At 35.2% G+C, this 22747-nt stretch carries 22 protein-coding genes; 15 read left to right on the top strand and 7 right to left on the bottom strand.

Translation table 11 applies throughout. The features are described 5' to 3' along the window. Positions 1-4 precede the first annotated feature (4 nt). Positions 5-1066 carry an acyl-CoA reductase gene (locus tag AB9K26_RS09770; RefSeq protein WP_369972382.1) on the bottom strand — a complete coding sequence of 354 codons (1062 nt, stop codon included), beginning with the start codon at positions 1064-1066 and terminating at the stop codon, positions 5-7. Between the two features lie 74 nt (positions 1067-1140). Here AB9K26_RS09770 and AB9K26_RS09765 point away from each other — a divergent pair, with 74 nt between their 5' ends. After that, positions 1141-1494, top strand: coding sequence for a 4Fe-4S dicluster domain-containing protein (locus tag AB9K26_RS09765; RefSeq protein WP_369972381.1), 354 nt, complete (start codon positions 1141-1143; stop codon positions 1492-1494). A gap of 67 nt (positions 1495-1561) precedes the next feature. Here AB9K26_RS09765 and AB9K26_RS09760 read toward each other — a convergent pair whose 3' ends face one another. Next, positions 1562-2689 (bottom strand): carboxypeptidase-like regulatory domain-containing protein, encoded by a 1128-nt coding sequence (locus tag AB9K26_RS09760; RefSeq protein WP_369972380.1) that lies wholly within the window; start codon positions 2687-2689, stop codon positions 1562-1564. 330 nt (positions 2690-3019) lie between these two features. On the opposite strand from AB9K26_RS09760, the gene ychF reads away from it, so the two are divergent. The 10 genes from ychF to AB9K26_RS09710 all read left to right on the top strand — a co-directional run bounded on the left by ychF (position 3020) and on the right by AB9K26_RS09710 (position 13942). Then, the gene (gene ychF, locus AB9K26_RS09755; RefSeq protein WP_369972379.1) at positions 3020-4114 is read left to right on the top strand and encodes a redox-regulated ATPase YchF; all 1095 of its coding nucleotides are present in this window, start codon (positions 3020-3022) and stop codon (positions 4112-4114) included. Positions 4115-4160: 46 nt separating this feature from the next. Then, the gene (locus tag AB9K26_RS09750; protein ID WP_369972378.1) at positions 4161-4925 is read left to right on the top strand and encodes a DUF481 domain-containing protein; all 765 of its coding nucleotides are present in this window, start codon (positions 4161-4163) and stop codon (positions 4923-4925) included. A gap of 124 nt (positions 4926-5049) precedes the next feature. After that, a complete protein-coding gene (locus AB9K26_RS09745; RefSeq protein WP_369972377.1) occupies positions 5050-6903 on the top strand; it encodes a DNA topoisomerase IV subunit B in 1854 nt (617 codons plus the stop codon). A gap of 101 nt (positions 6904-7004) precedes the next feature. Further along, entirely contained in the window at positions 7005-7382 is a 378-nt protein-coding gene (locus tag AB9K26_RS09740; protein ID WP_369972376.1) for a hypothetical protein, read from the top strand. A 3-nt stretch (positions 7383-7385) separates the two neighbouring features. Further along, entirely contained in the window at positions 7386-10019 is a 2634-nt protein-coding gene (locus AB9K26_RS09735) for a DNA gyrase/topoisomerase IV subunit A (RefSeq protein ID WP_369972375.1), read from the top strand. A 176-nt stretch (positions 10020-10195) separates the two neighbouring features. Further along, entirely contained in the window at positions 10196-10900 is a 705-nt protein-coding gene (locus tag AB9K26_RS09730) for a Crp/Fnr family transcriptional regulator (RefSeq protein WP_369972374.1), read from the top strand. 74 nt (positions 10901-10974) lie between these two features. Continuing rightward, entirely contained in the window at positions 10975-11409 is a 435-nt protein-coding gene (locus AB9K26_RS09725; RefSeq protein ID WP_369972373.1) for a thioredoxin family protein, read from the top strand. Between the two features lie 55 nt (positions 11410-11464). Beyond that, positions 11465-12397, top strand: a complete 933-nt coding sequence (locus tag AB9K26_RS09720; RefSeq protein ID WP_369972372.1) for an FAD:protein FMN transferase — start codon at positions 11465-11467, stop codon at positions 12395-12397. Next, the gene (locus AB9K26_RS09715; RefSeq protein WP_369972371.1) at positions 12394-12606 is read left to right on the top strand and encodes a DUF4266 domain-containing protein; all 213 of its coding nucleotides are present in this window, start codon (positions 12394-12396) and stop codon (positions 12604-12606) included. Before AB9K26_RS09720 ends, AB9K26_RS09715 begins: the two co-directional genes overlap by 4 nt. Before the next feature lie 22 nt (positions 12607-12628). Then, on the top strand, positions 12629-13942 hold the full coding sequence (locus tag AB9K26_RS09710; RefSeq protein ID WP_369972370.1) for a DUF3570 domain-containing protein: 1314 nt from the start codon (positions 12629-12631) through the stop codon (positions 13940-13942). On the opposite strand, the gene AB9K26_RS09705 is transcribed toward AB9K26_RS09710, so the two are convergent. Genes AB9K26_RS09705 through AB9K26_RS09695 form a run of 3 tightly spaced genes read right to left on the bottom strand, consistent with a single transcriptional unit; the run spans position 13939 to position 15573 of the window. Further along, a complete protein-coding gene (locus AB9K26_RS09705; protein WP_369972369.1) occupies positions 13939-14733 on the bottom strand; it encodes a TerC family protein in 795 nt (264 codons plus the stop codon). The genes AB9K26_RS09710 and AB9K26_RS09705 overlap by 4 nt on opposite strands. 2 nt (positions 14734-14735) lie before the next feature. After that, positions 14736-15122, bottom strand: coding sequence for a hypothetical protein (locus tag AB9K26_RS09700; RefSeq protein WP_369972368.1), 387 nt, complete (start codon positions 15120-15122; stop codon positions 14736-14738). A gap of 58 nt (positions 15123-15180) precedes the next feature. After that, positions 15181-15573, bottom strand: coding sequence for a helix-turn-helix domain-containing protein (locus AB9K26_RS09695; protein WP_369972367.1), 393 nt, complete (start codon positions 15571-15573; stop codon positions 15181-15183). Between the two features lie 304 nt (positions 15574-15877). On the opposite strand from AB9K26_RS09695, the gene AB9K26_RS09690 reads away from it, so the two are divergent. From AB9K26_RS09690 to AB9K26_RS09680, 3 genes are all read left to right on the top strand, one after another. Next, positions 15878-17017 carry a M14 metallopeptidase family protein gene (locus AB9K26_RS09690; protein ID WP_369972366.1) on the top strand — a complete coding sequence of 380 codons (1140 nt, stop codon included), beginning with the start codon at positions 15878-15880 and terminating at the stop codon, positions 17015-17017. Between the two features lie 65 nt (positions 17018-17082). Beyond that, the gene (locus tag AB9K26_RS09685; RefSeq protein WP_369972365.1) at positions 17083-17562 is read left to right on the top strand and encodes an Lrp/AsnC family transcriptional regulator; all 480 of its coding nucleotides are present in this window, start codon (positions 17083-17085) and stop codon (positions 17560-17562) included. A gap of 81 nt (positions 17563-17643) precedes the next feature. Then, the gene (locus AB9K26_RS09680; protein ID WP_369972364.1) at positions 17644-18162 is read left to right on the top strand and encodes a DinB family protein; all 519 of its coding nucleotides are present in this window, start codon (positions 17644-17646) and stop codon (positions 18160-18162) included. 47 nt (positions 18163-18209) lie between these two features. Here AB9K26_RS09680 and AB9K26_RS09675 read toward each other — a convergent pair whose 3' ends face one another. Continuing rightward, positions 18210-18686: a hypothetical protein gene (locus AB9K26_RS09675; RefSeq protein ID WP_369972363.1), complete on the bottom strand. Its 477-nt coding sequence runs from the start codon at positions 18684-18686 to the stop codon at positions 18210-18212. Positions 18687-18823: 137 nt separating this feature from the next. Between AB9K26_RS09675 and AB9K26_RS09670 the strand changes: the two genes are divergently transcribed. Continuing rightward, positions 18824-21748 (top strand): FAD-binding and (Fe-S)-binding domain-containing protein, encoded by a 2925-nt coding sequence (locus AB9K26_RS09670; protein WP_369972362.1) that lies wholly within the window; start codon positions 18824-18826, stop codon positions 21746-21748. On the opposite strand, the gene AB9K26_RS09665 is transcribed toward AB9K26_RS09670, so the two are convergent. After that, complete coding sequence (locus tag AB9K26_RS09665; RefSeq protein WP_369972361.1) at positions 21740-22582, bottom strand: UDP-2,3-diacylglucosamine diphosphatase; 843 nt, start codon at positions 22580-22582, stop codon at positions 21740-21742. The two genes, AB9K26_RS09670 and AB9K26_RS09665, sit on opposite strands and share 9 nt — an antisense overlap. Positions 22583-22747 lie beyond the last annotated feature (165 nt).

The following is a 22747-nucleotide window of genomic DNA, read 5'->3' as shown; positions in this document are numbered from 1 at the left end:
ATTATTAACAGATTTTCAACGAAAACGAAATAGTATCAACACCATCTGCATAATCCCATAAATTCGGTAATTGAGTTTGTCCGAAAGCCACTTCATTTTCAAATAGTCCTTCTGAAACGATGCATTGGATATGGTCTTCATGCTCATTGAGAAAAGTTTTCAAAGACTCTACGTTAGAATACGCTTCATAAAAAACAGTGGCAATAGGAGAGGCAAAACTCTGGTCTTCCTTAAGCATCATAAAACCATTTTCAAGGATGTCAAATTCACTCATTAAATACACAGCCTTATTGTAATCGTAATTGTTGGCATATTTGGTTTCATTTATAATGGGATGCCAATGGTACATGGCGTTGAAAAAACGATCAAAATCATAATCCTTTGGAACAAATAGTTTGGACACATTTCTGCAACCGAGTCCGTAATACCTAAAAATGTCATTTGATAGATTTTTGAGTTGCTCTTCGGTTTCCTGACCTGTTAATACAGCTACTGAATTTCGATTCTTTCTAATTATAGAAGGTTTATCTTTGAAATAATATTCAAAATAACGGGCAGTATTGTTACTTCCTGTTGCGATAACGGCATCAAAACCTTCGAGCTTTTCCTTTGTAAATTTAATCTTGTCCTTAAAACCAGGCTCAACAGCTTCTAAATATTTAGCTAAAAAAGGAAGTATGTGTTTATCGTTGGAAGACAATTTAACCAAAACATCATGACCGCAAATCAAGACGCTTAAAAAGTCATGAAAGCCAACTAGCGGAATATTTCCAGCCATAATTATAGCGATAGTCTTAGGTTTAATTATATTAAACTGATACTTTGAAGTCCATTCTATAAGATTATTGTAAGTCAACTGCTTACGCCATCCGTTAATAGCGTATGAAATATTCTCTTTTGTAAACCAACCGTTCTGTTCTTCAGATAATTTAAGTTGGTGCAAAAAGCCATCATAGAACAAATCATTGTTCGGGATATTTTCTGTTTTTTGAGCGTTTGGTGTGCTAAACTGTTCTAAAAAATCACCCAGTTTAACAAAAGCGTTAATTCTTTGTTGTAAATCCATTCTCAGTTTGGTAAAACGATGTTTTGGCTTTATTTTTGCACTGCAAATTTAAGCAATAAATAAGAAGAAATACTATGGCAATAATAATTACAGATGAATGTATCAATTGTGGAGCATGTGAGCCAGAGTGTCCAAATACAGCAATATACGAAGGTGCAGATGATTGGAGATACAAAGATGGCACGAGCTTAACAGGAACTGTCGTTTTGCCTAGCGGAAAGGAAGTTGATGCTGAGGAAGCCCAAGAACCAATTAGTGATGAAGTATACTACATTGCTCCAGACAAATGTACAGAGTGTCAAGGATTTCATGAAGAACCACAATGCGCTGCTGTTTGTCCAGTAGATTGTTGTGTTCCAGATGAAGATCATGAAGAAACTGTTGAAGAGCTGCTAGCAAAACAACGATTTATGCATCCTGATGATTAAAACGATATTATAAAACGAAAAAAAGCCCGAGCATTTTGCTTGGGCTTTTTTATATAATCGTGTTTTATTATTCTATATCAGACATTTCAAATACCAAGTATTGCATGACACGTTCAACATCTGTAACTTCTTCAACACTGTTGTTTTCTGTATGAAAAGATGAGTAGAGTACGGCACCATCTCCATGAAGAAAAGTAAATGCTAAATCTTTGTTTTCCGAAATTTCAATATTACTTCCATCGCGATAAGTTACCGGACCATTAAGCCAAGCAACTGCGGTATTTGGATCATAACTATCAATTACTTGCCAAGAATATAAAAAATCATCAATTAAGACCGTTTCGTCAATTGAAATATTAAAGTTTTGCAATAGCCATTCATCTAAATCTTCACTTAGTATCGTTGCAACAGTAGATGTTGAAGTACCACTTTTTTCTGGAACATAAGGAGTGATGTAATTCGCTCCAGAATTGGTGATAGCATCCAAATACCCTGAAGCCCAATCAGTAGCATACAAAATACCACCATTGGACACATAATTTTCCAGCACACCTGAATCACTTTCAAGTACATCGCTCACACCACAATTCAGAAAGACAATGTCATAAGTTGCCATAAGCTCAGGATCATCCATTAAATCTCCGAAATTATAACTTACATTAGGTAACAATAAGGGATTTGAATTAGTATTGCGCTCCAATGAACCATGATGACGATGCTTGTTGTGTTGGATTGAGTTTCTTGAAACACCTTGATTACCTTCAATAATATCAAATAAAGGTTCTCCACTTACTGGATCAAAGAGTCCGATACTGTACAATACACTTTCGATATTGTCATAGTAACCTGTAACAACAGCAATATTGGGAAGTGTGTTAAACACCAAGCTATCTAAATCGACGCTACGATCTACATTGATATTTTGTTCTACTTTAAACTTGCCCTTATTGATGACTAAATTATAGTCTCCTTGGTTAATGGGAAGCGCAAATTCTCCCTTTGGGTTTGTTGTGGTTTGCGATTTGATTTCTCCATTGGCATAAGCCCTTACATGAGCTCCAGATATCGGGTCATTGCTGTTAGGTGCTAAAAACTTTCCGGTAATGGTTAATTTCTGACTGTCATCTGAACTGTCGTCCTTACTGCAAGTCATAAGAGTGAGGCAAGCTAAAATTACAAAAACATAAAATTTCATCGAGGTTGATTTTAGATTGTTATTAATTAATAGGAGCATCCTATTTTCTATAAATTTAAACAATTCACTTTACAAAATTCCTACCTTGTTGAATTGATTTTATATAAACTGAAGTCTCAAATCCTCGTGATTTGATTACCTTGCCAATATGGAAAACAATAAGGAAGGCTATACTGGGTTTTGGAAATATTTAGGATGTACCTTGTTTACTATCGTAGGACTAGTTTTTCTAGGAATATTCCTTTACATCATCAATATGATATTTTTTAGGTTTGAGTTCTAATTAATTTCAAGCGGAACACTATATTTGCAATCGCAAATTTATAAGTTATGAAAGCTGGAATTGTAGGATTACCAAATGTTGGGAAATCGACATTGTTTAACTGTTTGTCAAATGCCAAAGCGCAAAGTGCAAACTTCCCATTTTGTACCATCGAACCCAATATAGGAGTGGTTAATGTACCAGACCCAAGACTTCAGAAATTAGAATCATTGGTTAATCCTGAGCGTGTCATTCCTGCAACCGTTGAGATTGTTGATATTGCTGGTTTGGTAAAAGGGGCCAGTAAAGGTGAAGGACTGGGAAACCAATTCCTTGGTAATATTCGTGAAACAGATGCTATTTTGCATGTATTGCGTTGTTTTGATAATGACAATGTCGTACATGTTGATGGCAGTGTAGATCCTATTCGCGATAAGGAAACCATTGATATGGAATTGCAGCTTAAGGATTTGGAAACTGTTGAGAAGAAGTTGGATAAAATTACGCGTGCTGCCAGAACTGGAAATAAAGAAGCCCAAAAAGAAGAAGCAATTTTATTGAAGCTCAAGCAAGGTTTGGAATCAGGACAATCGGTAAGAGCGATTTCGTTTTCTGATGAGGAATATGAAGATTTTGTAAACTCATATCAATTGATTACAGCTAAACCAGTCATGTATGTTTGTAACGTTGATGAAGGTAGTGCGGTTTCTGGAAATGCTTATGTAGAAAAAGTACGCGAAACTGTAAAGGATGAGAATGCTGAAGTTTTAGTGCTTGCTGTTGGAACTGAAGCAGATATCAATGAATTGGATGATTACGAAGAGCGTCAGATGTTTTTACAAGATATTGGATTAGAAGAGCCAGGTTCTTCCAAATTGATTCGTTCTGCCTATAAATTATTGAATCAGCAAACCTATTTTACAGCTGGTGTTAAGGAAGTTCGCGCATGGACAGTTGATGTTGGTGCTACGGCACCACAAGCTGCTGGAGTGATTCACACCGATTTTGAGAAAGGCTTCATTAGAGCAGAAGTCATTGCCTACGATGACTACATCAATTATGGCAGTGAATCAAAAGTCAAGGAAGCTGGAAAAATGCGTGTTGAAGGAAAAAACTACATTGTCAAGGATGGCGATGTGATGCATTTCCTATTTAACGTCTAGGCTCAATTTAGTTCCTCATTTCACGATTTTAATTTAAAATGATGAGATGAATAAGTTTTGGTTTTACATTTTTATATGCATAGTTCCATTTTCAGTTTATGGACAAATAAACGAAAGCGATTCCCTTAAGGTAAAAGCAAGTCTTTCCTTGACAGGTTTTTGGCAAGGTGGAAATGTGGAAACCTTGATTTTTAGGGGACGAACAGACTTTAGTATTAAACCCTGGGAAAAGTGGGTTTATAAAAACACCAATTCCTACGTATATCAAGAATTTGGAAGAGTTAAAGCAGATGCTGATTTCTTGAGTTTGAATTTCCTGTATTTCAATCCTGAACGTCGATTATATCCGCAAGTTTTAGGTTTTGTCAGTACCAATTTCAGAAGGGAAATAGATCTTCGCTATCTGGTTGGAGCAGGTGCGACTTATCAGATTCTAAAGCATGAAAAGCATTGGCTAAAGGCTTCTTTGACGTTTGAGTACGAAGAAACCGAATTCAAAACCCGTATATTCAATAAGTCCATGTATAATGGAAACAGTTCCATAAATACACTTCGAGGCACAATATGGATCAATGGAAAGTACGAATTGTTTGAGAAAAAAATGATTTTGAAGCATGAAAGTTATTTTCAACCGTCATTAAGCGATAGCGAAAATTATCGTTGGCAAGCTGATATTGGAGTAGAGTTTCCTTTGTGGAAGTTTTTGAGTTTTAAAATTAATTACCTTCATACATTTGAAAGTGTTGTGATTCAAAATCAAGATGAAGAAGATCAATTTTTGACCTTTGGGTTTACTTTAAAGAATTTTTAGTCCATCTTTTGTGAAATTGGCAAATTTTTGCTTCATAACTTGTTAATTACTTTAGCAAAACCATATTTCATTTTTTATTGTATAATCTTATATTAGCGTTTTATCAAATTTTCGTCCTTTATATATGGTACCAGAGTCTAATTATACTGAAGAAAACATACGTTCACTCGATTGGAAAGAGCACATCCGAATGCGTCCAGGTATGTATATTGGTAAATTGGGCGATGGGTCTTCTCCTGACGACGGAATTTACATCCTATTAAAAGAAGTCATAGACAATTCCATCGACGAATTTGTGATGGGAGCTGGAAAGACGATTGACATTTCTATTCAAGGAAACAAAGTGATTGTCCGCGATTATGGTCGTGGCATCCCGTTGGGTAAGGTGGTTGATGTGGTTTCTAAAATGAATACTGGAGGAAAATATGACTCTAGGGCTTTTAAGAAATCTGTCGGACTTAACGGTGTAGGTACTAAAGCCGTTAATGCCTTATCGGCTTATTTTAGGGTAGAATCTACTAGAGACGGAAAATCAGCTTCGGCAGAGTTTGAACTTGGAAACTTGACCAATGAGGAAACGCTTGATGATACCTCAAGACGTAAAGGAACTAAAGTGTCTTTTGTGCCTGATGAAACGATTTTCAAAAACTACAAGTTTCGAAATGAATATGTAGAAAAGATGCTGAAAAACTATGTCTATCTGAATCCAGGATTGACGATAGTTTTTAATGGTGAAAAGTTCTACAGTGAAAACGGACTTAAAGATTTATTAGCTGAAAATATTACGGAGTCTGATCGCCTTTATGATATTATTCATTTGAAAGGCAGCGATATTGAAGTGGCTTTAACTCATAGTAAAACCCAGTATAGTGAACAGTATCACAGTTTTGTGAATGGTCAGAATACAACTCAAGGAGGAACCCATTTGGCAGCATTTAGGGAAGCTTTGGTCAAAACACTTCGTGAGTTTTATGGAAAGAATTACGATGCTTCCGATGTAAGAAAATCGGTTGTTTCAGCAATTTCCATTAAGGTAATGGAACCAGTTTTTGAAAGTCAGACCAAAACCAAATTAGGCTCAACTGATATGGGAGGCGATTTGCCAACGGTAAGAACCTATATCAATGATTTCGTAAAAACATATCTCGATAACTACCTACATAAAAATCCTAATACTGCAGAGAAAATCCAGCGTAAGATTTTACAAGCCGAACGCGAGCGTAAAGAACTTTCTGGGATTCGTAAATTGGCTAGAGAACGTGCAAAAAAGGCAAACCTTCACAATAAGAAGTTAAGAGATTGTCGTGTTCATTTTGGAGATACTAAAAATGAGCGTAATCTTGAAACGACCCTTTTTATCACAGAGGGAGATTCCGCCTCTGGAAGTATTACCAAGTCTAGGGATGTTAATACACAAGCTGTTTTTAGCTTAAAAGGAAAGCCATTGAACTGTTATGGTTTAAGCAAGAAAATAGTATATGAAAATGAAGAATTCAATTTACTTCAAGCAGCTTTAAATATTGAAGAATCTCTTGAAGATTTGCGATATAATAATATTGTTATTGCTACAGATGCTGATGTCGATGGAATGCACATTAGATTGTTACTGATTACTTTCTTTTTGCAATTTTTCCCAGAATTGATAAAAGAAGGTCACTTATACATTTTGCAAACCCCTTTGTTTAGGGTTCGTAATAAAAAAGAAACTATTTATTGCTATTCCGATGAAGAACGTCGTAATGCAATAGAGAAACTAAAACCGAAACCCGAAATCACACGATTTAAAGGTTTAGGAGAAATTTCACCAGATGAGTTCCAACACTTCATAGGTGATGACATTCGCTTAGATCCAGTCATGCTGGACAAAGACATGTCAATTGATGAATTGCTTTCATTTTATATGGGTAAAAATACGCCTTCTAGACAAGAGTTTATAATTGATAATTTGAAAGTTGAACTAGATATTGTAGAAGATTAATGCGTACCAATAATTCGAAAGTTAGAAATACAATTATTTCTGTATATTTTATATTCTTTGTTCTAGCAATAGCATTGCCTATTTTTATTAAATCCTTGAGGTTGTTCACTAGTAATGCTACGATGAGTGCCGTGATTTTTGCTCTTATTTTTGTAGTGATTTTCTTTATAATCCATTTCATCAGCAGATACTTTGAGTATGATAGCGATGGCAAAAAGGTAATTGTTATCAACAGAGGGCTTTTGTTGTCTGATCATTTTAATTACAGACAGCGCGTTGTTGAGTTTGATAAAAAAGATCTTATTGCATATAGTTTCAAAAATTATGTCATCTACAGAGTCTTAACACTTTATCTTAAAGATTCAAGAGGCGGAAAACGTAGGGAAAATTTCAATATTAGTTTGGTCAACAGACGCAAGCGTCGTTACATGAGACAATCTCTAAAGAAAATTGTCAAAGCCAATAAAAAAGCGGAATAATTAATGAGCGAATCGATAAACGATACAAACGAGAATCACGAAGAAAACAATGATACAATTACCAGAGTTACTGGTATGTATAAGGATTGGTTCTTAGACTATGCATCTTATGTTATCCTGGAGCGTGCAGTACCAGCAATTGAAGACGGATTTAAGCCTGTGCAACGTCGAATCATGCATTCCATGAAGGATTTGGACGATGGCAGATACAATAAGGTTGCCAACATCGTTGGTCATACCATGCAGTACCATCCTCATGGCGATGCAAGTATTGCTGATGCCATGGTACAAATTGGCCAAAAAGATTTATTGATCGATACGCAAGGGAACTGGGGAAATATATTGACTGGTGATAGTGCTGCTGCTTCACGTTACATTGAAGCTCGACTCTCAAAATTTGCTTTAGATGTGGTTTATAATCCGAAAATCACAGAATGGCAAGCGAGTTATGATGGAAGACGAAAAGAGCCTATCAATTTACCTGTGATGTTCCCATTATTGTTGGCTCAAGGTGGTGAAGGAATTGCTGTCGGATTGTCAACAAAAATTTTACCTCATAATTTCATTGAACTTATAGAGGCTTCCATAAAACATTTACAAGGCAAACGATTTAAATTGGTTCCTGATTTTCCTACGGCTGGAATTGCTGACTTCACAAATTACAATGATGGTCAACGTGGAGGAAAAGTTAGGGTTCGTGCTAAAATATCCCAATTAGATAAGAATACTTTAGTAATTACTGAAATTCCATATGGCACAAACACATCCTCCTTAATTGATTCCATTCTCAAGTCAAATGACAAGGGTAAAATCAAAATCAAAAAAATTGAAGACAACACGGCTGCTGATGTTGAAATTTTAGTGCATTTGCCTTCTGGAATTTCTCCAGACAAAACCATTGATGCATTGTATGCATTCACACACTGTGAAGTGTCTATTTCACCTTTGGGTTGTGTTATCGAAGACAACAAACCTTTGTTTATTGGTGTATCTGAAATGCTTCGTCGCTCTACAGACAATACAGTAGAACTGCTTAAGAGTGAACTTGAAATCAAATTAGGAGAGTTTGAAGAACAATGGCATTTCGCTTCGCTTGAACGTATCTTCATTGAAAACCGTATCTATCGTGACATCGAGGAAGAAGAAACGTGGGAAGGCGTTATTCAGGCTATTGATAAAGGATTAAAGCCTCATGTGAAGCATTTAAAGCGTAAGGTTACTGAAGAAGACATAATTCGCTTAACCGAAATTCGAATCAAGCGTATTTCAAAATTTGATATTGATAAAGCACAACAAAAAATAGAAGCCTTAGAAGATCAAATTGCTGAAGTAAAACATCATTTGGCAAATCTTATTGATTATGCTATTGCTTATTTTGAGCGTTTGAAAAAAGACTATGGAGAAGGTCGCGAGCGTAAAACCGAAATCAGAACCTTTGAGGATGTTGATGCGACAAAAGTAGTCATTAGAAACACAAAACTCTACGTCAATAGAGAAGAAGGCTTTATTGGAACCTCACTAAGACGTGATGAATATGTTTGCGATTGTAGTGATATCGACGACATTATTGTTTTTACTGCAAACGGAACCATGATGGTGACCAAGGTAGACAGTAAGACCTTTGTTGGAAAGGATATCATTCATGTGGCTGTATTCAAGAAAAAGGACAAGCGTACCATTTATAATATGATCTATCGTGATGGAAGTAAAGGTGCAACCTATGTAAAACGTTTTGCCGTGACATCAATTACTCGTGATCGTGAGTACGACATGACCAATGGCAACAAGAATTCCAAAATTTGGTATTTCTCCGCCAATCCTAATGGAGAAGCAGAGGTTGTAACAATCTTTTTACGACAAGTAGGCAGTATCAAGAAATTGAAATGGGATTTAGATTTTGCAGAAATCCTCATAAAAGGACGTGCTTCCAAAGGAAATTTGGTTACCAAATATGCCGTTAAAAAAATAGAGCTTAAGGAAAAAGGCGTTTCGACTCTAAAACCTAGAAAAATTTGGTTCGATGATACAGTTCAAAGACTAAATGTTGATGGCAGAGGAGAATTGGTTGGTGAATTTAGAGGAGAAGATCGTTTGTTGATCATTACCCAATCTGGAATGGTTAAAACCATTTTGCCTGAATTGACGACTCATTTTGATGATGACATGATTGTGTTGGAAAAATGGATTCCAAAAAAACCAATTTCTGCTATTTATTATAATGGTGAGCGTGAACTGTATTATGTGAAACGCTTCTTGGTTGAAAATGAAGGAAAGGAAGAATTGTTTATTTCCGATCATCCAAAATCACAATTGGAAATCGTTTCCACAGATTGGAAGCCTATGGCTGAAATTGAATTCACCAAGGAACGCGGTAAAGACCGTAAAGATAACGAAATGGTAAATCTTGAAGAGTTTATTGCTGTTAAGGGCATTTCGGCTATTGGAAACCAACTGACAAAGGATAAAATCAACCAAATCAACCTTTTGGACCCCTTGCCTTACGAGGCACCAGAGGAAGTTCATGCTGAAGATATTGAAGTAGTTGATGAAAAAGATGTGAGTTCAGAAAACGCTTCGCCTGACGACACTAACGATTCAAAGCCTAATGCTGAAGGAGAACAAGGGTCTTTATTTTAAATGAGAGCCTTTTTAAGAGAAATTATTTTTCAGCAAACAATGTATATCTGCCTCTTATTTATTCAGCTTTGAAGCTAATCAACTATACCTAATAACTAAAAATTAAAAATATTATAGGGTATTATAGACTTTAAATGTATTAATAGTATTGACAGAACATTAATCAATATCTATCTATGAGTATAAAGTTGCAAATCAAACATGATTATACTTTTAACAATCAAAATTTATTTAATGGACTTTCAGATTCTATAATCAAAGAATTACAATCTGGTAGTGTCATAATGAAGTTTGGTGTAGGAGAATCTATTTTCAATGAAGGAGAAATGCCTCTTGGGATTTATAGAGTAAAAAAAGGAATGGTCAAAAAATTCACAAGTACCAGTTTTGCTTCCCATCATATCTTTTATATCTGTAAAGAAGACGAGTTTTTAGGCTATCACGCAGTTATCAGTCACGACAGCTATGTTGATTCTGCTACTGCACTTGTAGATTCTGAAATTGAATTTATTCCAAAAAAAACTTTTATGAAAGCTTTAGATGATTGTCCGAAGTTACAGAAACACCTTTTCGAGAGCTTAGGATTAGAATTTAGGGTGTTTGTTAATGCAACTAAAGTATTGGCAAAATATACGGTTCGGGAACGAACAGCTTTAAACTTATTGATTTTGGAAAACAAATTTAAAAGCACAAATCAAGACGTCACTGAAATTATCATCAATCGGGATGATTTGGCTAGTATGGTTGGTACAGCTAAGGAATCGGTTGTAAGAACCCTTAAGGAATTTAAGGAAGACCGCTTGATTACTACCAAAAGGAGCAGTATCTTTATTAAAGACTATGATGGCTTGGTTAAAGCTAGTTACATCGATGTGGTTTAGAAATTGATAAATGTCAATGTAAGAATGCGACTTGAATTACGTTTAAATAATTACTTTCACTCAATAAATATTACATGAAAAAGATCATCATAATATTAGCTTTTACAATTGCCTCGAATTCTACAAGTTTTGCTCAAGAATGGCTAACAAATTTTGAGCAAGCCAAATCATTAGCCAAAGCCCAAAACAAAAAGGTTATTTTGGTATTTCAAGGTTCAGATTGGTGTGCGCCTTGTATCAAATTGGATAAGGAAATATGGAGTACAGAAACTTTTAAGACTTATGCTGAAAAACATTATATCATGCTAAAGGCCGATTTTCCTAAACGGAAAAAAAATGCCCTTTCTGAGGCTCAACAAGAGCACAATAATAAATTAGCCGAAACCTATAATAAAAATGGTTACTTTCCGTACGTTGTTGTAATGGATGCTGATGGAAACTATCTAGGTTCAACAGGGTATCAAAAGATAGAACCTTCAGAATATATTAAGATTTTAGAAGATTTTTAAAATGAAGTTGAACCCCTTGTTTACTTTTCTTTTTCTATTGTTGTCATTTCAGCTGATGGCTCAAAGTACACATAAACGTGTTCTAAAACTTATGGGTAGTCGCTTTGAAATAACTGTAATTGCAAAAGACTCTATCGAAGCCAATAATTATATCGATTTGGCAATCGAAGAAATTTCACGAATTGAAAAATTGATTTCATCTTGGGACCCAAATTCGCAGACTTCTGAGATCAATTCCAATGCAGGTATCAAACCGATTAAAGTTGACAAGGAGCTTTTCGATTTGATTTCAAGAGCCATAAAAATTTCTGAATTAACCGATGGCGCTTTCGATATTTCTTATGCATCGATGGACCGTATCTGGAAATTCGATGGTTCTATGACTGAAATGCCTTCCGAAGACGAAATCAAAGCCTCAGTTGAAAAAGTAGGGTATAATAACATCACACTTGATCCGGAAAACTCAACCGTGTTTTTGAAACATGAAGGAATGAAAATTGGTTTTGGTGCTATTGGAAAAGGTTATGCGGCTGATAGAGCTAAAACCTTATTAGTCAGTAAAGGCGTAAAATCTGGAATTATCAATGCCTCGGGAGATATGACCACTTGGGGAAGACAAACAAATGGTGAAGAATGGAAAGTTGCCATTACTAATCCATTGAATAAGAACAAAGCTTTTGCGCTTTTACCTATTACGAATGGTGCTGTTGTCACTTCAGGAAATTATGAGAAGTATGTCAATTTTAATGGAACACGTTACACACATATTATTGACCCAAGAACCGGTTATCCTGCCACTGGGATCATTAGTGTAACCGTTTTTGCTCCAAAGGCAGAGTTGGCAGATGCTTTATCAACTTCAGTTTTTGTTATGGGAAAAGAAGTCGGCTTAAACCGTATTGAGCAACTGCCAAATATTGAATGCATCATTATTGATTACCAAGGAAACATATTTAAATCAAAAAACATAAAAATCAACAAACTATGATAAAGAGAGTTTTTTTAATGCTATCGGTAATTTTAATGTTATCGTCTTGTGTAGCCGTCAAGGAATATGAAAAAGTAAACTTAAATGATCCTGACATGATTTTGGCTGACAAATCATCTGATCGTAATATTTCAACCTTCCATTCCTACAGAGAAGCAGCTTCGGGTGGTAATGGTGGAAAGACTGGAGGAGGTTGTGGTTGCAACTAATTTTTAACTAAAAACAATTCTATTGAAAACTTTAATCAGCCTTTCTTTATTGCTCTTTACTTTACAGATAGGATATAGCCAAGATTCTACAGCTACTTATAAAAAACGCGTGCTTGAAACCACAGAAGTAGATTTCTTGACAAGTTATTATACCCAAGATGGTGAGAACGCTGCAGTAAGTGGTGGTATTGGTACCGAAGAATTAAGTGATATCACAGCTGCTTTTGTGGTATCAATTCCCTTAAATGATGATGATGTTTTAACTATTGATGCTGGAATTTCAGCGTATACATCTGCTTCTTCAAGTAACGTTGGTCCATTTGATGGTGATGGAAGAGCTAATCCTTATAATGCTAGTACAGGTGCTTCACAAGGAGATGTGTGGGCCAATATGACCGGAACCTATACACATAATTCTGATGATCGTAACGATATTTGGTCTGCCAAACTCTCGGTGTCTTCAGAATATGATTATTTCTCCATAGGAGTTGGAGGCAGTTACAGTAAGTTGTTCAATGAGAAAAACACAGAACTCAGTATTCATGGTAATGTTTATATCGATACATGGAATGCTATATATCCAACCGAATTACGTCCTTTTGCCGCAGGTGGCAATGGTTTGAATGATATATTGTTTACTCAATTTTATACGATTACAGGCAACACAAATTACAATCCAGATTTTAAGACTTTTGGTAATGAAGGAAGGAATACCTATTCTGTCGGATTAGGGTTTTCACAAATTCTGTCGAAAAAACTTCAAGGTTCATTGGCATTGGATTTTGTATTGCAAGACGGACTTTTATCTACACCATTTCAGCGTGTATATTTTAGTGATGTACCAGATTCATTCATCCAGGATTTTCACTTGGCTGATGATATTGAACGATTGCCTGATTCGCGATTTAAGGTGGCCTTAGGAGGTCGTTTGCATTACTATATCAATGAAACCTTTGTCCTTCGAACGTTTTACAGGTACTATTTTGATGATTGGGGAATTACCTCGCATACCGCAAGTATAGAAGTGCCAATCAAGCTTTCAGATAAATTCACGGTTTATCCATCATATAGATTCTACAATCAAACGGCTGCTGATTATTTTGCGCCTTACGAAGAACACATGTCAACTGATGAATTTTATACTTCAGATTATGATTTATCCAATTACTCAGCCAATCAATTTGGTTTAGGACTTACCTATACTGACATTTTTACAAAATTCCATATTTGGCGTTTCGGACTTAAGAGCATCGATGCTAAATTCACTCAGTATGACCGAAACATTTCTCTCAGTGCGAGTATGATTTCGGCTGGATTTAAATTTGTATTGGACTAGGGCTTATTTTTTCTGTTCGCTGATTTATAATTCAAAAATTCAACAAACAAAGAAAATGCGATAGCAAAGTACAGATAACCCTTTGGAATTGCTCCAACAGTATTTCCGAAGAACTCTGTATGTGATAAATGGGCAGATTCTGTAATGAGCATGAAGCCAATTAGAATTAAAAAGGCCAATCCTAGCATTTGAATACTCGGATTTTTATCAATGAATTTGCGTATCGGATTGGCAAAACCAATCATTATAAATATGGAAATCATAACAGCAATAACCATTAGCACCAGAGTATAATTGTGGTTAGGATGAAGTCCGTTAGTCATTCCAACCGCAGTTAAAATGGAATCAATTGAGAAGATAAAGTCGATGATCAGTATTTGAACTAAGGCTTGTGATAGTGATGCGATTTTCTTTCCTCTAACTTCTTTTTCGTCATGCTCGCGATCTGTGACTTTTTCTCTAATTTCTGAGGTACTCTTGTAAATCAAAAATAATCCACCAACAAATAAGATAATAGCTTGCCAACTTATATGAAGTTCTAGCCAGGAATTATCCAAAGAATAAAACGGCTCTGATAGCCCTACCAAAAAGGATACAAAGAACAGGAGCAAAACACGTTGCAACATAGCCAACAAAAGTCCGATGTTAGTAGCTTTTGAACGTTGGTTCTCAGGTAGTTTATTAGCCGCAATAGAAATAAAAACGATGTTGTCAATTCCTAGGACAATCTCTAAAAAAGTTAGCGTTAACAGTGCAATCAAGGCATCACTTGTCAATAAAAACTCTAACATAGCTAATTGATTTTTTTGGCAGTTCCTTTTTCTATTCGCTGCTTCTTGTATGGTTCTTTAACTGCGAGTTTATACTCGAAAGTATAGGTGTCTTCAGTCGTACTTAAAATCTTGAAATGGATGGCTTTTTCCTCATTCTTAGATTTCGGGTGAAGATCCTTTTGAATGAACTCACAATCATTAATCCAACGCACTGAAGCAGAATCTACTTTATTTTCAAAATAATCAATGTTTAAGGTGTCAGTCCTAATAAACCTACCAGTTTTTTCAATGCCATCAACGATAAATGTAAATTCGAAAGTACCCGTTTTAAAATCTGAGCAATTACGCTCATTCTCATAACAGCTAAAACATGTTATACAAAGGAAAATAACAAAGAGATGCCTCATACTTGAATTTTATACAAAATTACAAAATGGGAATTGATAAATAGATAATGGAGTAAAATTACTTTTCTGGAGTTGTTGACTGTTCAAAGTTTTCAAAAGTGCCGTCTTTATAGAAAATAACGATGCGTTCAATGGCTTTGTCAGATACCATTTTGTCATCGGTAACATTAATATGTGCTGCAGATGTATTTTCATTAGTGCTTTTAAGAGGATTGTGTTCTTGTTGTGAAGGAAATTGTCCTTTGCCATTCATTAGCCAATATAATTCCACTTCAGGAAAAGAGGAGAGGACTTTCAAGACGAAATCCAAACTCGGCTTATTTCGACCCGATAATATATGTGAAATACTTGAGCGCTGTACACCAATTTTTTCAGCAAATGAAGAGGCGGATTCACCGTAATAATCGATGACTTTTTGCAAGCGTTTCGTGAAATCTTCTGTGTTTATCATTGTAAACAAACTTATGTCAATCAATAACGTTACAAATGTAAACTTATTTCCTTAAAAAGTATAATACTATTAAAAAACAATTCAAAATAACATAAATTTTAACTTTATATTAATGAGTATAAATAACTGATATTAAATAATATAAATTAAATATTATTTTTTGATTAGAGAATTATCATTATACAACACTTAAATGAATATAAATAATGTTGTTTTGTTTACTACTGTAATCAAAATGATCAGAAATAAGTGTTTACAATTGTGAATTCCCATTTGTTTACCTTTGTAAAATCAAACTAAAAATATGTCAATCGACTCATTCAATTTTCTCTTTAAAACCTACAAAGAAAATACGCTTTATGGACGCTATATAAACACGTCGTCTATTGAGCCCATCTTAAAGAAAAGAGATCTTCAATCATACTCGAAAATTATTGGTCATTCAGTTTTAGGGATCCCTATTTACAATGTAACTATTGGTTCTGGGCAAAAACGAGTTTTGATGTGGTCGCAAATGCATGGCAATGAAAGCACCACTACAAAGGCTGTTTTTGATCTGCTTAATTTTTTGACTTCAGAAATACCATTGGCTAAAAACCTTCTATCATATTGTACAATATCTATCATTCCTATATTAAATCCAGATGGTGCCAAAGCGTACACGCGTTTTAACGCTAATGAAATTGATTTAAATCGTGATGCACAAGATTTATCCCAGCCTGAGAGCAAAGTGCTTCGAGATGTTTTTGATGAATTTCAAGCCAATTTTTGTTTTAATCTCCATGGCCAGCGTACCATCTTTAGCGCTGGTAAAACCAACAAACCTGCAACTGTATCGTTTTTGTCACCTGCTCAAGACGCTGAATGTAGCTTAACTGAAAACAGAAAAGTTGCGATGGCTCTTATAGCATCTATGAATGAAAATTTACAGCAGCAAATTCCAGGTCAGGTTGGAGTGTATGACGATGCATTCAACCTCAATTGCGTAGGAGACACGTTTCAAAGTTTTGGTGTTCCAACCGTTTTGTTTGAAGCTGGGCACTATCCAAACGATTATGACAGGGACATTACGAGAGGGTTTATATTTCAGTCGTTGCTAATTGCTTTACAGAAGATATCTGAGAATGGTATTGATGAATCAAGCCACCAAGCTTACTTTGATATTCCTGAGAATCAAAAATTGTTTTATGATGTACTTATTAGAAATTCAACTGTAGGTGATATCGGAATCCTTTATACTGAAAAATTGATAGGAGAAACGATATGTTTTGTGCCTAAAGTTGAAAAAATTTCAAATCTCGAGTCTTTTTATGGTCATAAAGAGCTCGATGCTAATGGACATCAAGTATTAGACGAAAATGGCAAGGTGCCACAAGAGGGTTACGAAATCGATTTCGTTTCAATAAACAATGAGAAATTCTCATTGAAATTGAAAAAAAAGTAACTTTTAATGCATTATCTTCACGGTTTTTGCTTTATTTTTGTATAAAATTTAAAGAATTACATTAAATGGCAAAGTACAAGTTAGATGAAATTGATCACCAGATTTTGGATATGTTAATAGATAACACGCGTATCCCTTTTACTGATATTGCAAAAAAATTGGTGATTTCGGCAGGAACAGTTCATGTTAGAGTTAAAAAAATGGAAGAGGCTGGAATCATTCAAGGGTCATCGTTAACTTTGGATTATAAAAAATTAGGATATTCCTTTATAGCATATGTTGGAGTTTATCTTAATAACACCTCCCAAACTAAGTTTGTCTTAGAACGTATAAGTCAGATCCCATTTGTAACTGTAGCTCATATTACGACTGGAAAATTCAATATTTTCTGTAAAATAAGAGCTAAAGATACGTCTCATGCCAAGGATATCATTTTTATGTTAGATGATATTGAAGGTATATATAGAACAGAAACCATGATCTCGTTGGAAGAGAGCCTTAATGATAAAAAGCGATTAATGCATACTATTTTCAGCGAACTATAACTTACTTAACACTAATAACTATTTTAACATTTATTGACCCTTTATCGCATTTTGATAGAGGGTTTTTTAATCCTAAAATTTATGAAGCGTTCAGAATTGAATCCGAAAGAATACAATGTTTATTACCAAACGTATTTAAGTCTAGTTGATGGTGATACTGATCTCATTGATGGATTGCTAGAAAGCGGTGAGAAAGCAAGAATGTTTTTACAATCACTAAGCGAGGAGCAATTTGAACATTCTTATGCTGATGGTAAGTGGACTGTAAAAGAGATTGTACAGCATATCATTGACACCGAACGTATTTTTAGTGCAAGAGCCTTGCGCTTTGCCAGAAACGATAAAACCATTCTCTCTGGCTATGACCACAATGTTTATGCGCAAGCTTCTAATGCTGGTGACAGAACAAAAGAGAGTTTGCTAGATGAATATAAGGCGTTGAGAAATGCGACCATAGCATTGTTCAGAAGCTTTTCAGATATCATGTTAAACAGAATGGGTAATGCTAATCAAAATGATATTTCTGTGCGTTCTATTGGCTTTATTTTAATTGGCCATGAAAACCATCATATCAAAATCATCAAAGAACGTTATCTATAAAAAAACCACCTTTAAAAGGTGGTTTCATTATTTGTGTTTATTATTTCTTAGAATTGATATCTAATTCCAAGGGCAATATCAAAATCGACATCATCCCTAAAATCTCCAAAACCTAATTCAGGCCTGAAATCCAAGGATAAAAGTAGTGGAATATCAAAATTATATTCAATACCAACATCACCAGCTACAAATACAAAAGTTTCTCCGTCAATATTATCATTGTCAAAACTGTAAGAGCCCAAACCTCCACCAGCACCAGCGTACCAGTTAAAATTACCATCAAGATTCCAAACCCACTGATAGATACCAGTTAATTTGAACCCATCATAGCCATTTCCGCCTCGCCAACCTAAGTCGGCTTCAAGACGATTGTTGTCTCCAAGAGCTCTTTGGTATGATATTTCAGCGCCAAAGCCATCACTGTCTCCTAAACGCAATCCAATGGCGTTTTCAGAAATATCTTGAGCATTTGAAAAACTGATCAATCCAACACAGGCTATAATCGTTAAAAATAATTTCTTCATAAGTTAAAGTTTTAATGTTTTTAATTAATTATCTAGGTAGAAATACTTTCTACTTGAATCTATTTTACAAAATTAACGTCAAATTCTATTTTTTATTGATATAATTTATAGATTTATTAACATTCTTAAATCGAATTATGGTAACAAAATCTCAATTGCAAAACTTGTCTTTAAAGCTTGAAGGAGAATTGTATTTTGATGACTTATTGAAAGCTGTATATGCCACAGATGCTTCAGTGTACAGAATGTTGCCTTTGGCTGTAGCACTTCCAAAAAACGAAAATGACATTAAAACACTTATTGATTTCGCTACAGCCAATAACACATCTCTTGTTCCTAGAGCCGCTGGTACTTCATTAGCTGGTCAATGTGTTGGAAAAGGTATTGTGGTTGATATCTCTAAATACTTCAATAAGATTTTACATATTGACGAAAAAGCACAAACCGTTACGGTTCAACCAGGTGTGGTTAGGGACGAACTGAATAATTTTCTAAAACCCTTTGGTTTGTTCTTTGGACCGAATACGTCTACATCAAATCGATGCATGATAGGAGGCATGGTTGGGAACAATTCTTCCGGAACTACATCCATCAGATATGGCGTGACTCGGGATAAAGTAATTGGGTTAGAAGCTATCCTATCAGATGGAAGTAGTGCTGTGTTTACTGCAATATCTAAATCAGAGTTTGATTCCAAAAAACAATTAGATTCACTTGAAGGTAAAATATATAAAACCATTTATGATGAATTGATTTCAAAGGAAAACCAAGCATCTATAAGAAATGGGTTTCCAAAGCCTGAAATCCATAGGCGAAATACAGGCTATGCTATTGATGAACTAATAAAATCAGATGTCTTTTCTGATGTTAATGAGCAATTCAACATGTGTAAGTTACTTTCTGGAAGTGAGGGCACTTTAGCTTTTACAACACAAATCAAGCTTAAGCTTGATGTTTTGCCACCTGAAGAATCCGTGATGATTGCAGCACATTTTAAATCGGTTAGAGATTGTCTTAATGCTGTGGTTCCTGTAATGGAACATGAGTTGTATGCTTGTGAAATGATGGACAAAACGATTTTGGATTTGACTAAGCATAATAAGGTTCAAGAGAAAAATAGAGCTTTCATAGAAGGAGATCCTGAGGCGATATTGATGTGTGAAGTTCGAGGTAAAACTGAAGAAGCTGCAAAAGAATCAGCTGAAAGCCTTTTGCAGACCTTTGAAAATTCAACACGTAGTTTTGCTAATCCGTTATTGTTTGGCGAATCCATTAATCAAGCCATGGAGCTTAGAAAGGCTGGTCTTGGATTGCTAGGGAACATCATTGGCGATAAAAAAACAGCAGCTTGTATTGAGGATACAGCAGTCGCTATATCTGATCTTTCAGCATATATTGAAGAGTTTACGCAATTAATGTCTTATCATAAACAAAAAGCGGTTTATTATGCGCATGCTGGAGCAGGAGAGCTGCATCTGAGGCCTATCTTGAATTTAAAGACTATGGAAGATGTTGTTTTGTTCAGAACCATTACTTCTGAAGTCGCTTCATTGGTAAAAAAGTACAATGGGTCAATGAGTGGTGAGCATGGTGATGGTATTGTAAGGGCTGAATTTATTCCTTTGATGATCGGTGAGAACAATTACAATATTCTTAAGACGATAAAATCAGTTTTTGATCCTCATAATATTTTTAATCCTGGAAAAATTGTTGACGCTTTTCCAATGGACAAATCATTGCGATATGAACCTGGACGTAAGGAACCTGAAATCGAAACGATATTGGACTTTTCAGATGCTCATGGAATATTACGAGAAGCTGAAAAATGTAATGGTTCAGGAGACTGTAGGAAACTCCCAGAGTTTGGAGGTGCGATGTGTCCGAGTTATAGAGCAACACGAAATGAAAAGGATACGACAAGAGCAAGAGCCAATGCGCTTCGGGAGTTTTTAACCCAATCTGATATGACCAACCGCTTTAACCATGAGGAATTGAAAGAGGTTTTTGATCTATGCCTTAGCTGCAAAGCTTGTGCAAGTGAATGTCCAAGTAGCGTCAATGTAGCCAATCTTAAAGCAGAGTTTCAATATCAATTCAAAAAAGCAAATGGTACTTCGTTCAGAGATCGTTTTTTTGCAAATGCAACTAAGTATAATGCTTTGGCCTCTAAGTTTCCAACACTATCAAATTTTATTTTCAAAAACAGGTTAACCGCTTCGATATTAAAATCCATACTGAAGATTCATAAGGATAGAAGTTTGCCTCCTGTTTCAAAGCTTCAGCTCATCTCAAAAAACAATGTTACGAGCATTTATAAAACTGAAAAGGAACCGCTTAAAACAGTGGTGTTGTTTGTTGATGAATTTACACGTTTTAATGAGGGCGATATCATAGAAGATGTCTATTTATTGCTCTTAGAGCTTAACTATAAGATTGTGATTGTAAATAATTTAGAATCAGGACGTTCATATATATCAAAAGGGTTTTTGGAGGAAGCTAAATCTATTGCAAACAATAATATTTCTTATTTTAAGGATTACATTGGAGATGACTTCAATTTAGTCGGCATTGAACCTTCAGCAATATTAACTTTTAAGGATGAATACATCAGGTTAGCTGATGATAAAACTTCAGCAAGGCAGATTGCTGAGCGTACCTACTTAATTGAAGATTTTTTACATCAGGAAATGAAACTAGGGAATATTACTTCCAAATCATTTACATCAGAGGTAAAAACCATTAAGTTTCATGGCCATTGCCATCAAAAAGCACTTGCTGATCAGTCGTCGAGTTTTGCAGTTTTGAATCTTCCTGAAAATTATAAGGTCACCATCATACCAAGTGGTTGTTGTGGTATGGCAGGTAGTTTTGGTTTTGAAAAGGAACATTATGATATCAGCATGGCAATAGGTGAACAAACCTTGTTTCCTGCTGTTAGAAAAAGTCCGCAAGAGGCTATTATAGCTGCCAATGGAACAAGTTGCAGGCATCAAATTAAGGATGGTACCCAAAGAGAAGTTTTGCACCCTGTGACTATTCTAAGGCGTGCGTTGTTAACTTGATTTCTTTTGATCAACTATAGTTATGGCAGCAATTAAATCTTTTACTTCCATATCCTTAATATCTTCATCGGCATAGAATGCACGGAGCTTATCGCTATTGTAATTGTAGATTTTCCAGCGCTTGAATTGGTATTCCAAAGCTGTAAAATTTTCAACCCAATCACCAGAGTTTAAATACGTGGTTTTACCATGTTTATTTTCCTTGGTCAACATCTTAGGTTGATGAATATGACCACAAATCACATAATCGTATTCATTTTCTATGGCTAAGTCTGCTGCAACCTGTTCAAAGTCACTTATATATTTCACAGCACCTTTGACGCTGTTCTTTATTTTTTTTGACAGGGAATACCGTTCTTTTCCCATACGTTCCAAACACCAGTTCACAAAGCGATTTAAAAGGATTAATAAGTCATAACCATAACCTCCTAATTTGGCTAACCATTTGGCATTTTGAATAGATACATCAAAAACATCACCATGAAAAAACCAAGCTTTTTTTCCGTCTAATTCCAATACTTTTTTATCGACAATGGAAATATTACCAATGGTAGTATCACTAAACTTTCGTAACATTTCATCATGGTTTCCGGTAATGTAAATCACTTCAACGCCATCAGAAGCCATATCCATGATTTTCTTTATCACACGAAGATGGGATTTAGGAAAATACCGTTTCTTGAATTGCCATATATCAATAATATCACCATTAAGAATCAGCTTTTTAGGCGATATACTGTTAAGATAGGTGAGTAGTTGCTTGGCATGGCAACCGTAGGTTCCCAAGTGCACGTCAGAAATAACAGCGACTTCTATTTTTCTCTTGATTTTCAAGGGCAAAATGCTTTCTTAATTGCAAAGAACATCTTTCATTATTAACTGAGTGTCAAGTAAGTATTATCATAGCTTAAGCATATTGTTAAGCTAGTGTTACGATGCATTGCCAATTAGTTTTGTAACTGTTATGGCTTTCTAGTTTTGTTTCTCTATTTTTACACT

It is taken from the genome of Psychroserpens sp. XS_ASV72, assembly GCF_041224425.1.
GTDB lineage: Bacteria > Bacteroidota > Bacteroidia > Flavobacteriales > Flavobacteriaceae > Psychroserpens.
This window is presented reverse-complemented; position numbering and strand designations above follow the sequence as displayed.